A 14,017-nucleotide genomic window follows, 5' to 3' on the forward strand; every position below is an offset into this window, starting at 1 on the left:
GGGGCCTAGGCGATGCCGAGGTACTTGTGGGTTTGGACGCTTAAACGCCACCGGGGGTGCGCGAGGCAATAGGCGATGGCCGCCTGCGTGTTCGCGACGCGATCCGGGCCATCCATCGGTTGGAGCAGGAAACGCTCGAAATCGAGGCCCTCGAACCGCTCAGGCATCGCGGCGGGCTGCGGGAAGACCAGCTTCAACTCCTGGCCGCGGGTCTGCACCACCGGCGCCTCGGCCTTGGGGCTGACGCAGATCCAGTCGACCCCCTCTGGAACCGGCAAGGTTCCGTTGGTCTCCAGCGCGATCGAGAAGCCGCGCGCGTGCAGGGCGTCGATCAGCGCGGCGTCCACCTGCAACAGCGGCTCGCCGCCGGTGAGCACCGTCAGCCGGTTTTCCGCGCCGCCTGTCCACTGGGCCTCGATCGCCGCCGCCAGCGCCTCGGAGTCGGAGAAACGGCCGCCGCCGGGCCCGTCCATGCCGACGAAGTCGGTGTCGCAGAAGGTGCAGACCGCCTTGCCGCGGTCCTCCTCGCGGCCGCTCCAGAGGTTGCAGCCGGCGAAACGGCAGAACACCGCCGGACGACCGGCCTGGCCGCCCTCCCCCTGCAGGGTGAGGAATATCTCCTTGACCGCGTAGCTCATGCCGCCAGCTCGGGACGGCCCCCCGCCGCCCATTCGTCCCAGCCCTTCGCCCGCAGCTCGCAGGCCGGACAGGTCCCGCACCCATGACCCCAGGCGTGCAGCTCCCCACGTTCGCCCCGGTAGCAGGTGTGGCTCTCCTTGACGGTCAAGGCGACCAGCGCCTCGCCGCCCAGCCGCTTGGCCAGGGCCCAGGTCTCGGCCTTGGTCAGTTTCATCAGCGGCGTCTCGATCCGGAAATCCTGGGCCATGCCGAGGTTCAGGGCCCGCTCCATGGCGTCGATCGCGTCGCGCCGGCAGTCGGGGTAGCCGGAGTAGTCGGTCTCGCACATGCCGCCCACCAGCACGCGCAGGCCGCGCCGGTCCGCGAGCGCGGCTGCGTAGGTCAGGAAGACCAGATTCCGACCCGGGACATAGCTGTTCGGAAGCCCCTTCTCCGAGATCTCGAACGCGCGCTCCTCGGTCATCGCCGTGCCGCCAATCGCGCCGAAGCCGCGGATCTCGAGCATGTGGTCCTCGCCGAGGCGGCTGGCCCAGCGCGGAAACGTCTCCGTCATGCCTGCGCGCACGGCCTGCCTGGCTTGCAGTTCGACGGCGTGACGCTGGCCGTAGTCGAAGCCGACCGTTTCGACGCGGGCGTAGCGGTCCAGCGCCCACGCCAGGCACACGGTGGAGTCCTGGCCGCCGGAGAACAGGACCAAAGCCCCTTCCGGGGCTGCACTGGGGGCTGCGGAGCCGTCGATCATCGGGCCCCATATGGAGCGGAAGAGCTCACAAAGGAAGCGACGCTACGGAAACTCCGTTGTCTCCGGCGCCACAGTATTCGCCGAACGCACATATTTCATGCCCAAGGTCGTCATCGCGTTCGTTGACACCGGCGTCATCGAGAGCGAGCCTCGTTGTCAAGTTGTCGGGGGACACGCCGCACTCCGAACAGCGCGCCTTTTGCGGCGGCACGGCGAGAAGGGCCAACAAGAGCCCGCGCCTCTGGGAGGAATGTAATGAAGACTGCGAGCTTTCGCGGCCTGCTGGCTGCTGGCGTCTCGTTTGGCGTGATCTGCGCCTTCGCGACCTCCGTTTCGGCCCAGACGGCCGGAAGTAACGTCATCGAGGAACTGGTCGTCACCGCGCAGAGGCAGGCGGAGGCGCTTCAGGATGTGCCGATCGCGGTCTCCGCTTTCGACCAGGGCGCTCTCGAACGATCCAAGATCGACGGCGGTCCCAACCTGGTCCTGGCCGTGCCGAACGTGAACTTCTCGAAGGGCAACTTCACCGGGTACAACTTCCAGATCCGCGGCATCGGCTCAAAGCTCGTGGCCGCGTCGGGCGACGCCGGCACCGGCATCCACCTGAACAACAGCCCGCTGATCGCCAACAACCTGTTCGAGACCGAGTTCTACGACATGGAGCGCGTGGAAGTGCTCCGCGGCCCGCAGGGCACGCTCTATGGACGGAACGCGACGGGCGGCGTCGTCAATCTGATCACCGCCAAACCGGTCGACACCTTCCAGGCCAACGCCCGCGCCGAGTACGGCAACTATGAGTCGATGAAGTTCCGCGGCATGGTGAACATGCCGCTGGGCGAAACCTTCGCGCTGCGCCTGGCCGGCAACTATCTGAAGCGGGACGGCTACGGCACCAACCTCGCCACCGGCAACGACGCCGACGACCGCGACCTGTGGGGCGGCCGGGCGACGCTGGGCTTCACGCCCACCGAGCGTTTCCGCGCCTGGCTGCTACTGGATCACTTCGAAGAGCACGACAACCGCTCGCGGATCGGCAAGCAGCTCTGCACGAAGGACGTCGGCCCGGCCAACATCGGCGCGCCCTACTCGCCGGTGGCGCCGATCGCGCAGATCCAGCGGGGCCTGTTCAGCCAGGGCTGCCTGCCCACCTCGCTCTATGACGACAGCGCGTTCGGCACGGTGAACTCGCAGGCGACTCTGGGCGGCCTGTTCGGCGCGCTAGGCGGCTTCCAGACGGGCGACGCCTACGCCGGCAAGATGCAGACCCGCGACGTCCGCGACATCGAGTCCCTGTTCGACCCGATCTACAAGGCGAAGACCAACATCTATCAGTTCAACGCCGAGTTCGACGTCACCGACCAGATGACGCTGAGCTGGCTGTCGGCGTTCAGCAACAACAAGCTCTACACCCGGCAGGACTACAACCGGTACCTGCCCTCCTCCAACTTCAACACCACGCCGAACCCGGTGAACGCGTTCGCCGCAGCACCCATCCCGGGCGGCTACGGCGCCATCTACAGCCTGCTGTTCCCCGGCGGCGTGATCAACGATCCGCAGAACGGTCCGCAGAACCGCTTCACGACGAGCGACATCTCCTCGGGCTACACCGAGCAGTGGAGCCACGAGCTGCGGCTGCAGTCCGACTTCGACGGGCCGCTGAACTTCAGCGTCGGCGGGTTGATCACGAAGTACAACGCCACCGGCGACTACTACGTGATGTTCAACACCGGCACCGGCTATGTGCAGATTCAGAACCTGCTGAACGCGGGCAATCCGAACTGCACCAGCGGCCCCACCTGTATCGCTGTCGATCCCAGCGCCGACCCGACCCGGCTCGGCCACAACTACTACGACAGCTACGGCCCCTACCGGCTGATGTCGTACGCGGCGTTCGGCGAGCTCTACTGGCAGATGAGCGACACCTTCAAGTGGACGCTCGGCCTTCGGTACACGGTGGACGACAAGCGGGTCCAAGCCCACACCGTGTCGCTGACGGTGCCCGGCGCCCGGCCCGATCCCGCGCGAGCTCCAGCAGGTGAAGTTCAAGGAGCCGACCGGCCGCATCGGCTTCGACTGGAAGCCGGAGACCGGCTTCACGGACGACACGCTGGTCTATGCCTTCTATTCGCGCGGCTACAAGGGCGGCGGCCTGAACCCGCCGTTCAGCCCCGGCGTCGGCATCGTCCCCGTGTCGGAGACCTTCGAGCCGGAGTTCATCAACTCCTACGAAATCGGCACGAAGAACACCCTCGCCGGCGGCACCGTGCAGGCGAACCTCGCGGGCTTCTACTATGACTACAAGGGCTACCAGGTCTCGAAGATCATCAATCGGACTTCGATCAACGAGAACATCGACGCCAAGGTCATGGGCGCCGAGTTCGAGGGAATCTGGCAGCCGCTCGAGGGGCTCCGCCTCAACGCGGCGATCGGCTATCTGAAGACCGAGATCAAGAGCGGTTCGTCCATCGACACCTTCAACCGCACCCAGGGCAATCCGAACCTGGTGCTGGTGAAGTCGAGTTCGGCGTCGAATTGCGTGGTCTCCCGCGCCACGGCGGTCGCCGCGCTCACCGCGTCGGCCTCCAACCCGTTCAACCTGCTGGGCGTCTGCACGCCGGCGGTGGCGGCGGGCGCCGGCACGAACATCGGCGGCACCGGGGCGATCGCCGCCGGGACCAACGTCTTCGGGCTGGCCGGCATTCCCGGCGTCGACGGCCTCGTCTCCGAAGGGGTCCCGGTCGACCTCGACGGCAACGAACTGCCGAACGCGCCGGAGTGGACCATCTCGCTGGGCGCCCAGTACACGCTGAACTTCGGCGACTGGGACGCGACCCTGCGCGGCGACTATTACAAGCAGACCAACACGTTCGCCCGCATCTACAACTCGGGCGCCGACCGCATCCGCGGCTGGGAGAACGTCAACCTGACGCTGACGGTGGCCAACCGTGACATGGGGGTCGAGGTCGGGGCGTTCATGAAGAACGCCACCAACGAGACGGCAGTCACCGACTTCTACCTGACCGACGACAGCTCGGGCCTGTTCCGGAACGTGTTCTACACCGAGCCGAGGACTTACGGCATCTGGGTGTCCAAATCGTTCTGACATCACGGTCGAAAACGGCCTGAGAGGGCGGCGGAGCGATCCGCCGCCCTTTTTCTTTGCCGGCCCTCGCACGCTTTTGAGTGCCTGGTATGGCGTCTCACCGAGCGTCGTTCGTTTTTGTGCAGTCGATTTGAAAGTGCGGTACTTCCGCAACAGCGGGCGAAAAGCCGCACTGAACGGCGTCAAGTTATCAGCGGAAAGTTGACGCCTCCGTCAGCTCGGTCCGAGGGTCCGGCCGGGCGCCTCCCCGCGCCCCCAGCAACGATTCGAACGAGAGGCGGCGACGCTTGAGCGTCTGCGCGCCCTGGGAGGACATTGATGTCGCAATCCGCTCACGTGCGGAGTCTGCTCGCTGCGAGCGTCTCCAGTCTGGCCCTCGCCGCAATGGCCGCTCCGGCCCTGGCGCAGGACGCCGCCCAGGGCGCGCTGCTGGACGAACTGGTCATCACCGCCGAAAAGCGCGAGCAGTCGCTGCAGGACGTGCCGGTCGCTGTCTCGGCCTTCACCTCGGAGCGTCGCGATGTCGCCGGCATCACCGGCATCCAGGACTTCGTGAACTTCACGCCCGGCATGAACTATTCGGGCACCGACCGCGTCAGCCTGCGCGGGGCCGGCCGCAACACCTTCTACATCGGCAACGACCCCGGCGTGGCGTCCTACTCGGACGGCTTCTACTCGGCCTCGTCGTCGGAGCTGTTCAAGACGCCGCTGTTCATCGAGCGGACGGAAATCCTGCGCGGTCCGCAGGGCACGCTGTATGGCCGCAACGCCATCGGCGGCGCCATCAACCAAGTCTCCAAGCGTCCGAGCCAGGAGTACGGCGGGGAGATCCGCGCGCTGTACGGCAACTACGACCGCTATCGGATCGAGGGCGCGGTCTCCCTGCCGGTCGCTGAGAACCTGCGCTTCAAGATCGGCGCGAGCCACGACGACCAGAGCAAGGGTTTCATCAAGAACATCGGCACCGCCAACGACGGCGCCACCATCAAGCGCACCTACTACGAGTTCATGCTTGAGGCCGAGCCCACCGAGAAGCTGGACATCTTCGTCCGCTACAACCGCTCGGTCTGGGACGACACCATGGGCGTCGGCGACCGCCTTGCCAACCTCACCACCCCCTACGACACGACCCGCGTCTTTGGCCCGATCGGCCAGCTGCAGGTGAATCCGCAGTTCGGCTACACGACCCCGAACCCGGGCGTGCTGGACCCGTACGTCCAGAACACCAACACCGACGGCTACGGCCAACTGCGGGGCAACCACGTCATCACCACCACGGTGACGTACGACCTGGGTTTCGCCGACCTGAAGTACATCGGCGGCTTCCAGCAGTATAACTACCAGACCGGCGGCGACTACGACGCCACCAGCCGGACCGCCCCGATCGTGGGCATCCTGGCGGTCCCGTACTTCCCGACGCAGACCACAGACTTCAACGAGCACAAGCGGTACTATTCGAACGAGATCAACCTGACCTCGAACGACGACGGGCCGCTGCGCTGGATCCTGGGCGTCTACCAGTACCAGGAAGAATATCGTCAGCGGATCCAGCTCGCGAACCCGAACCAGGCGCAGCTGGCTACGCCGCTGACCCTCGCCGGCACGCCGGCGGCGCCTAACCCGGGCCGCAACTTCGCCGACAGCCAGGCGACGCTCGACTCCAAGGCCTACGCGGTCTTCGGCCAGGCGACCTACGAGCTGAGCGACCAGTTCGCGGTGACGGCCGGCCTGCGCTACACCAAGGACGAGAAGAGCGGCACCGAGTTCCAGCGGCTGATCATCCAGTCGCCGAGCATCGCCGGCGGCGCGGCCGCGTTCGATGTCTCGACGGACATCGACCCGAACACCCCGGGCGTGCAGAACTTCCGCGCGCTGTCCGACAGCTGGGACGCCGTCACCGGCGTTCTGAACCTCGACTGGACGCCCGACCGCGACACCTTGGGCTACGCGAAATACAGCCGCGGCTACAAGTCGGGTGGCTTCCTGCTCGGCACCCTGGCCCCGGACCCGAGGGCCGACCAGGAGCAGGTCGACGCGTTCGAACTCGGCCTGAAGAAGACCTTCGCCGGTCGGCTGCAGGTGAACGCCGCGGCGTTCTACAACGACTACAAGGGCATGCAGCTCAACCTGTCGCAGCTCAACGCGACCGGCACGGCGGCGGCCAACAACTTCGTCAACGTCGACGCCGAGGCCTATGGCCTGGAGCTGGAGGCGATCTGGCGGCCCATTCAGAACCTCGACCTGTCGGCGAGCTACGGCTACCTGCACACGGAGATCACGTCCGGCTGCTGCTTCTACGATCCGGCAGATCCGGGCGCACGGGACCCGAGCGCCACGCCGTCCGGCGGCGCGGCCAACTCGAACGGGACGGCCCTGGTGTTCCAGACCCTCAAGGGTTCGCGGATCTACCAGTCGCCGAAGCACAAGTTCGCCGGAAACGCGAACTACACCTTCGACTTCGACGCGGGCAGCCTGATCCTGTCGGGCACCTACACCTGGACGGACGAGACCTACTACCAGCCGTTCAAAAGCGAGGCGAACCGGGTCAAGGCCTATGACGTGACCGACTTCCGCATCCTGTGGAACGACGGCGACGACCGCTACACCGTGATCGGCTTTGTGAAGAACGCCTTCGACAACCGCGGCTTCACCTCGAACGGCTCGACGACGCCCACCGCGATCTTCGACAGCCCGCCGAATCTGCAGGTCCCGACGGCCACCAGCCCGCTGGTCCAGACGCGCACGGCCATCACCCGCGGCCTGATCCAGCCCCGCACCTATGGCGTGGAGCTGCAGTACCGCTTCTAGTTTCTTCGGCGCGTTTCCTCCCATATTGCGCCCTGGGCGGCGGACCTCACGGTCCGCCGCCTATTTTTTTGATCTCGGGGACGCCGTGGACAGGCTCCACCGGGAGTTGCGCAATTTAACGTCTGCTCAAGCGCTCCCCACGATAGTGTCGACGCGGTAGTCGCAAAGCATCGGCCTGTATGTCCCTGCCCGAGTACTTCTTCGAGCGCGTCAGCGCCGACATCCGGCAGCAGTTGGACGGCGTGCAGGCGCTGGCCGACCGCCTCGCCGATCGCAGGCTCGCGCCCGACGCCCACGCCTGCGTGGATGGCATCGCCGAAGCGACCGCAGGGTTACGTCGGCTGCTGGACGCGGCCTTGGACCTGCGCACCGCCGCCCGCGAGCCCCCCGCTTGGCCGTGGGCCCCGTGCGGCTGCGCGAACTGGCCGACGCTCTGCAGGAGACCTGGACGAGACGCGCCTCCGACGCGGGCGTCACCCTGCTCGTGTCGTACGACGGGGATCCCGAAGCCTGCGGGATGGCCGACCGCGGCCGCCTGCTGCAGGTGTTCGACGGCCTGATCGGGGAGGCTGTCGGATCGCGCAGTCACGGCGCTGTCGAGGTCGTCCTCCGCGTCTCGTCCAGCGCGGGCGGCCATCGCCTTGAAGGTCGCGTCCGCGGCCTGCGCCGTGACGACTGGGACGGCCGGGACCTGGAAAGCCGCGTGCGGGCGATCGACGGGCGTGTCGGCCTCGAGGCAGCGATCGCCGCCGTGTTGGCCAGGGCGGTGCTGCACGCGATGGGTGCGACGCTGGAACGGGAAAGAGCGGCAGGCGCCTCCGAGACACTGAGCTTCGCGCTCGACCTGCCCCGCGCCCCCGAGGCCGCCGCGCGCCCCGCGCCGCGCCCCGCCCCGCCCATGTGCTGGTGGTCGACGACAACGCCACGAACCGAATGGTCGCCCAGAGCCTCGTCGAGATGTTCGACTGCACCTCAGAAGCGGCGGAGGACGGTGCGGAGGCGGTCGATGCTGTGCGGAGCGGCCGCTTCGACCTGGTGCTCATGGATATCAAGATGCCGCGGATGGATGGCGTGGAAGCCACCCGTGCGATCCGGTCGCTGCCGGCGCCCGCCGGCGCGATCCCGGTCATCGCGCTAACTGCTAACGCCGACCCGGAGGACGCCGCGGGTTACATCGCCGCCGGGATGAACGCCGTGGTCGAGAAGCCGATGAAGCCGGAACAGCTGCTGGCGGCCCTACAGGCGGCGCTGGGCGCATCCGTCGAGGACGCCGCCTAACAGGAACTCCCAGCAGGGCCCTGCAGGCGGCGTACGCCTCAGACCTGCGCGAGGCCCCCGTCGACGAAGACCTCGCCGCCGGTCATGAAGCTGCTGTCCGACGAGGCTAGAAACGCCGCCACGGCGCCGGTTTCACTGGGCTCGCCGATGCGGCCGATCGGAGTGGCGGCGCCCAGCGCCTCGAACTCGGCCTCGCCGACGACGTCCAGCGCAAGATCGGTGCGGGTGGGCCCCGGCGACAGCACATTGACACGTATGCCCGTGCCCTGGAGATCGAGCGCCCAGGTCCGGGCGAAGTTGCGGATCGCCGCCTTGGTAGCGCTGTAAACGCTGAACTGCGGGGTGCCCATGACCCCCGTGCTCGATCCGGTCAGGATGATGGAGCCGCCCTTGCCCATGAGCGGCAGCGCCTTCTGCACGGTGAAGAGCAACCCCTTCACATTGACGTCGAAGATCTGGTCGTAGTGGTCGCGCGTGATCTCCCCGAGCGGGGCGAAGGCTCCGGTCCCCGCGTTGGCGAAGACGATGTCCACCCGGCCGCGTTCGGCCTTCACGGTCGCGTACAGGCGGTCCAGGTCGGCGAGATCCGTGACCGAGCCTTGCACGGCGCGCGCGTTCGGGCCGAGCTCGGCCAATGCCGCATCGAGCGCGTCCTGCCGCCGGCCGAAGATGTATACGAACGCCCCTTCCTCGACGAACCGCTTGGCGGCGCCGAGACCGATGCCGCTTCCCCCGCCGGTGATCACCGCGGTCTTGCCGTCCAACCTCTTCATGACGTGCTCCTTGGTTGAGGTTGCACTGAGCTGGCGGCCCACATACCTACCGACAAGTATGCACCTTTTGGTAAGTGCCTAGAAAATGTCGACCGAACCCCCCGCCACGACTTGCGACCCGACGCTGCCCGGCTTCACCTGCGGCCTGGACGCGACGCTTCGTGTCATCTCCGGCAAGTGGAAGCCGCTGATCCTCTACTTCCTCGCCCAGGGCGGGCCGACGCGGTACGGCGAGCTGCGGCGCGCCATCCGGGACGTCAGCGACAAGGTGCTGATCCAGCAGCTCAAAGAGCTGGAGGCGGACGGCCTCGTGAAGCGCACGGACTACAAGGAGGTCCCGCCGCGGGTGGACTACAGCCTCACCGCGCTGGGCGTGAGCCTGGCCGAGGCGCTGGTCCCGCTCTGCACCTGGGGAACGGAGAACATGGCCGCAGTGACGCGCGTCTTCGCCGAGCGCGCGACCTGGAGCCGGAAGGGCGCCACGGCGTAGGCGTCAGACGGCCAGGGCCTCGGCGGCCTCCGTCAGGCGATCACAGGTGGCGAACTCCCGTCGGCGGAAGGCCTCCGCGGCGGCGCGGCGCAACAGGGTGTGGGCGGCGGCGGGATAGCGGACGCGCAGGCGGGCGGCCCAGGCCTCAGCCTGCTCGGGTGACGGCCGCAGTTCGTCGCCGCGGGCCTCGATCATCCGAACCGCTTCCGGCAGCGCCGGCCAGGCGAGCAGCAGGTCCAGGCCCTGGACGGCGTCGGGCGTCTGACCCGCGATCTCGAAGATGCGGTGCTCGGCCTCCACGTCGGCGAAATCCGGCAGCCGGGCGGTGAAGGCCTTGGCGCGGGCCAGCGAGAGCGTCCGCTCGAACGAGGCCCAGCGCGCCTCCTGGGCGGCCTCCGACCGGCCGGCGCGTTCCAGATAGTCGATCCAGACGGTCTCCCAGTCGAAGTCCGGCTCAGCCCGGCCGCCTCGGCCCTTGCGGAACAGCCCCGGGCGGACGGCGTCCTCCAGAAGCTGGCGCGCCTCCTCCAGACGATCCGCCTCCAGCATGCGCGCCGCGACCTCCGCGGCCACCGACGGGGTGCGAAGCGCTTCAGCGCTGAACGTGGCGCGGAAGGCGTCGGCGTCACCGGCCGCCTCCGACAGCCGTCGCAGGATGGCGGCCCAAGCGGGACCCGAGTGTGCGCCGAGGCTGGCCAGGGCGGCGCGGGCAAGGCCGGGGTCGGCATGCTCCAGCGTCGCGGGCGCCCAGTTCGACCAGAGCCCAGGAGCCTCCGCGATGGCCGCGGCCAGCATGGACCCGGCCTGCGCCGCCTCTCCTCGCGCCAGCAGCCGGCCCGCGTCGGCGGCCGCCCGCTGGAAGACGGCCGCCACCGCGCCTTCCTTGTCGCGCACGCGCCGCGCCACAGCCGTCGCCAGGCCCAGGAGCCGCAGGATGCGGTCCTGAGCGGCCGGGAGGTCCAGCGCCGACAGTCGCTCGGCCACCAGGGTGCGAAGGCCGTCGAGGTCGCGGACGAAGGCCGGTCGCTGCCGCCAGGAGACCGACGAACGGCTAGCCCCGATCAGGGTGAGCCGCCGGTCGATCTCGGCCAGCAGGTGCTCTGCGCCCTGCTCCGCCGCCAATTCCATCCGCAGCCTGCGCTTCAGGTCGGCTCGGCTCTCCGCCACCTCGGCCAGGATCTCGGCCAGCCGCTCAGGGCCCAGCCGGGCGAGGTTCTCCGGGGTGACGCGTTTCAGGCTGGCGGGCGTGGGTCGCTTCATCGCCGGATCAGCGCGCGGACCATGGCCGGGGTTCATCGGACCAGGGACGGCAAGTCCGGCGCCCTGTATGTTTCAGCTGCAACTTTATTGCGGCCCTCGGCCCTATTGCGCCCCGCGCCGCAATGACCTAACCGGCTTGCCTCGTTTTCGGGGGAGATTATGGCCGGCAAGCCCGCGCCCAAGGCTGGAGGAACGACGCCGTCGCTGGACGAGGTGCGCGCGCGCATCGACGCCATCGACGCCGACCTGCTGCGCCTGCTGGACGAGCGGGCGAGCCTGGCCCGCGCCGTGGCGGCGGCGAAGGCGGCGGCGGGCGACGCGGGCAAGTTCGGCCTGCGCCCCGGTCGCGAGGCGCAGATCGTCCGCAAGCTGGTCTCCAGCCCCCGCGCGGCGGCGACGCCCAGCCTGGTGGTGCGGGTGTGGCGCGAGCTGATGGCCGAGAGCCTGGCGCTGCAGGGGCCGTTCCGCCTCAGTGTCTGGGGCGGCAAGGATCCGGGCCGCACGGCCGAACTGGCCCGCCTGCGGTTTGGCGCGGCGCCGTCGATGCGGCAAGTGGCCAAGGCCGAGGACGCCATCGCCGACGCCCGGCAGGTGGGCGGCGTCGCCGTGCTGGCGCTGTCCCGCGACAGCCACTGGTGGGGACGGCTGCTGGCCGAGCCGCGCCTGAAGGTGTTCGCCGCCCTCCCCTGCCTCGCCGCCTGGGGACCGATGGGTGCGCTGGCGGTCGCCGAGGTGGAGGTGGAGCCGACCGGAGACGACGTAACCTTCTGGGTCACCGACGCCGCGGGATCGGCGGCGGCCATAGAGGAGGCTCTGGGCCGCGACGGCGTGGCCGCCGAGCTGATCGCCGACAGCGGCGGACTGAAGCTGTTCTCGCTCGCCGGCTTCTATCAGGCGGGTGACGAGCGGCTGGCGCGGGCGCCGGGGCGGCTGAGCGGCGTGATCGGGGCTGCGCCCGGGCCGCTGGACGTGTAAGAGGCGGCCGCCATGGCCGACTCCATCGATCTCACCAACGACCGTTCCCGCGCCGCTCGTCCCGTGCCGAAGCCCGGGATCATGGACATCCACGCCTATGTGCCCGGCAAGGCCAAGGCGGACGGCGTCGCAGATCCGATCAAGCTCTCGGCCAACGAGAACATCCTGGGGTCCAGCCCCAAGGCGCGCGAGGCCTATGCCGGCGCGGTCGACCATCTGCACATGTACCCGGACAGCCGCACCACCCTGCTGCGGGCGGCGGTGTCGGAGGACTTCGGCCTCGAGCCGGAGCGGCTGATCTTCGGCCAGGGCTCGGACGAGGTGTTCCAGCTGCTGAACCAGGTGTTCCTGGAGCCGGGCGACAACATCGTGCAGGGCGAATACGGCTTTGCCGCCTATGCGATCGGCGCGCGGGCGTGCCAGGCCGAGGTGCGGACGGCGAAGGAGCCCAACTACCGCATCGACGTGGACGAGGTGCTGAAGGTCGTGGACGATCGGACGCGGCTGGTGTTCATCGCCAACCCGGCCAATCCGACCGGCACCTGGATCCCGTTCGCCGAGGTGGTGCGGCTGCACCAGGCGCTGCCGCCCAGCGTGGTGCTGGTGCTGGACGGCGCCTATTCCGAGTTCTGCAAGGACCCGACGTTCTCGGACGGGCTGGAGTACGCCCGCACCCAGTCGAACGTGGTGGTGACGCGGACCTTCTCGAAGCTGCATGGGCTGGCCGCCCTGCGCGTGGGCTGGGGCTATGCGCCCGAGGAGATCGCCGCCGCGGTCGACCGGATCCGCCTGCCGTTCAACATCTCGATCCCGGGGCAGCTGGCCGCCATCGCCGGCCTGCGCGACGTCGACTTCCAGGAGCGGTCCATCGCCCACGTGGAGCAGTGGCGGCCGTGGCTGGCGCAGCAGCTGGGCGGACTTGGGCTCGAGGTGGTGCTGCCGTCGGCGGCCAACTTCCTGCTGGTGGGCTTCCCGAAAACGCCCGGAAAGACCGCGAAGGACGCCGAGGCGTTCCTGGCCTCGAAGGGCCTGCTGGTGCGCGGCGTCGGCAACTATGGCCTGCCCGACCATGTGCGGATCACCATCGGCCTGGAAGAGCACAACCGCGCCGTGGCCGAAGCCTTGGCGGAGTTCCTGGCCTAGCTAGGACGGCCGCTTCGCCGCCACCTGGTCCAGCAGGCTGCGGGCCTGGTCCACGAAGGCCTCCACCACCTTGGGGGCGTAGGGGTTCTGGGTCTGGATGGCGGTGAACAGCTCGAAGGTGTCGGCGCCGATCAGGCCGCAGAGCTCCAGCAGGTGCTGGTAGGACTGGGTGGCCAGCCGCTCGTCCGGGATGCCCAGGTTGACCAGCGAGCGGCCGATCAGGTGCGTCAGGGCCTGGACGTAGGCCATCTCCTCGTCGTGCTCCTCGGGCGTCGTGACCGTCACGGCGAGGCCCAGCTCGCGGCCCAGGGCGGCGACGCGCTCGTGCCGGTCGCCGCGCACCGGGCAGACCACGAACCTGAGCCCCGGCAGGCCGTCGCGGGCCACCGACTGCGGGCCGAACAGCGGGTGGGTGGCGACGATGTCCACGTGGGCGGGCAGCAGCTCGACCATCCACTGGGCGGGCAGCATCTTCACCGAGCCGACGTCGACCACGAGGGCGCCCGGCTTCAGGTGCGGGGCGATGGCGGCGAAGACCTGGCGCATGGCGGCGACGGGCACGGCGACCACCACGACATCGCGGGCGGCGGCGGCCTCCAGCGCGCCGAAGCCGACGCCCAGCGCACGCGCCTGCTCGGCCGCGTCGGGCGCCGGGTCGGCGACCAGCACGTCGAAGCGGTCCTTCAGTATGCCGGCGGCCAGCCGGCCGAACTGGCCGAAGCCGATGAGGCCGAGGGTCTTGCTGGCCGGTGTGGTCATGGCGGGCTCGATAGCGGGGGTTGGCCCGCACCGCAAACCGGACACGA

General features: G+C 68.8%; 12 protein-coding genes and 1 pseudogene. 8 read left to right on the forward strand and 5 right to left on the reverse strand.

Annotation, left to right across the window (positions count from 1 at the left end; genetic code table 11):
- Positions 1-5: 5 nt before the first annotated feature.
- Both queE and queC read right to left on the reverse strand, forming a co-directional pair.
- The gene (queE, locus tag LRS10_RS01625; RefSeq protein WP_257835734.1) at positions 6-638 is read right to left on the reverse strand and encodes a 7-carboxy-7-deazaguanine synthase; all 633 of its coding nucleotides are present in this window, start codon (positions 636-638) and stop codon (positions 6-8) included.
- The gene (gene queC / locus LRS10_RS01630) at positions 635-1,381 is read right to left on the reverse strand and encodes a 7-cyano-7-deazaguanine synthase QueC (RefSeq protein WP_257835735.1); all 747 of its coding nucleotides are present in this window, start codon (positions 1,379-1,381) and stop codon (positions 635-637) included. The genes queE and queC overlap by 4 nt, the downstream gene beginning before the upstream one ends.
- 255 nt (positions 1,382-1,636) lie before the next feature.
- Between queC and LRS10_RS01635 the strand changes: the two are divergent.
- From LRS10_RS01635 to LRS10_RS01655, 5 genes and pseudogenes are all read left to right on the forward strand, one after another.
- Positions 1,637-2,047: pseudogene (locus LRS10_RS01635) on the forward strand (TonB-dependent receptor plug domain-containing protein); the annotation flags it as partial.
- Between the two features lie 1,369 nt (positions 2,048-3,416).
- Positions 3,417-4,484 carry a TonB-dependent receptor domain-containing protein gene (locus LRS10_RS01640; protein WP_257835736.1) on the forward strand — a complete coding sequence of 356 codons (1,068 nt, stop codon included), beginning with the start codon at positions 3,417-3,419 and terminating at the stop codon, positions 4,482-4,484.
- 318 nt (positions 4,485-4,802) lie between these two features.
- Positions 4,803-7,292, forward strand: coding sequence for a TonB-dependent receptor (locus LRS10_RS01645; protein ID WP_257835737.1), 2,490 nt, complete (start codon positions 4,803-4,805; stop codon positions 7,290-7,292).
- Positions 7,293-7,471: 179 nt separating this feature from the next.
- Complete coding sequence (locus tag LRS10_RS01650) at positions 7,472-7,852, forward strand: hypothetical protein (protein ID WP_257835738.1); 381 nt, start codon at positions 7,472-7,474, stop codon at positions 7,850-7,852.
- Positions 7,853-8,198: 346 nt separating this feature from the next.
- On the forward strand, positions 8,199-8,570 hold the full coding sequence (locus tag LRS10_RS01655; protein WP_257835739.1) for a response regulator: 372 nt from the start codon (positions 8,199-8,201) through the stop codon (positions 8,568-8,570).
- A 38-nt stretch (positions 8,571-8,608) separates the two neighbouring features.
- On the opposite strand, the gene LRS10_RS01660 is transcribed toward LRS10_RS01655, so the two are convergent.
- Positions 8,609-9,343 carry an SDR family NAD(P)-dependent oxidoreductase gene (locus tag LRS10_RS01660; RefSeq protein ID WP_257835740.1) on the reverse strand — a complete coding sequence of 245 codons (735 nt, stop codon included), beginning with the start codon at positions 9,341-9,343 and terminating at the stop codon, positions 8,609-8,611.
- Between the two features lie 85 nt (positions 9,344-9,428).
- Here LRS10_RS01660 and LRS10_RS01665 point away from each other — a divergent pair, with 85 nt between their 5' ends.
- The gene (locus tag LRS10_RS01665; protein ID WP_257835741.1) at positions 9,429-9,833 is read left to right on the forward strand and encodes a helix-turn-helix domain-containing protein; all 405 of its coding nucleotides are present in this window, start codon (positions 9,429-9,431) and stop codon (positions 9,831-9,833) included.
- 3 nt (positions 9,834-9,836) lie between these two features.
- On the opposite strand, the gene LRS10_RS01670 is transcribed toward LRS10_RS01665, so the two are convergent.
- Positions 9,837-11,093 (reverse strand): DUF6880 family protein, encoded by a 1,257-nt coding sequence (locus LRS10_RS01670; RefSeq protein ID WP_257835742.1) that lies wholly within the window; start codon positions 11,091-11,093, stop codon positions 9,837-9,839.
- Between the two features lie 159 nt (positions 11,094-11,252).
- On the opposite strand from LRS10_RS01670, the gene LRS10_RS01675 reads away from it, so the two are divergent.
- On the forward strand, positions 11,253-12,068 hold the full coding sequence (locus tag LRS10_RS01675) for a chorismate mutase (protein WP_257835743.1): 816 nt from the start codon (positions 11,253-11,255) through the stop codon (positions 12,066-12,068).
- Between the two features lie 12 nt (positions 12,069-12,080).
- Entirely contained in the window at positions 12,081-13,211 is a 1,131-nt protein-coding gene (gene hisC / locus LRS10_RS01680) for a histidinol-phosphate transaminase (RefSeq protein ID WP_257835744.1), read from the forward strand.
- On the opposite strand, the gene LRS10_RS01685 is transcribed toward hisC, so the two are convergent.
- Positions 13,212-13,970, reverse strand: a complete 759-nt coding sequence (locus LRS10_RS01685) for a prephenate dehydrogenase (RefSeq protein ID WP_257835745.1) — start codon at positions 13,968-13,970, stop codon at positions 13,212-13,214.
- Positions 13,971-14,017 lie beyond the last annotated feature (47 nt).

The sequence above is a fragment of the Phenylobacterium sp. J426 genome (genome assembly GCF_024699945.1).
GTDB lineage: Bacteria > Pseudomonadota > Alphaproteobacteria > Caulobacterales > Caulobacteraceae > Phenylobacterium.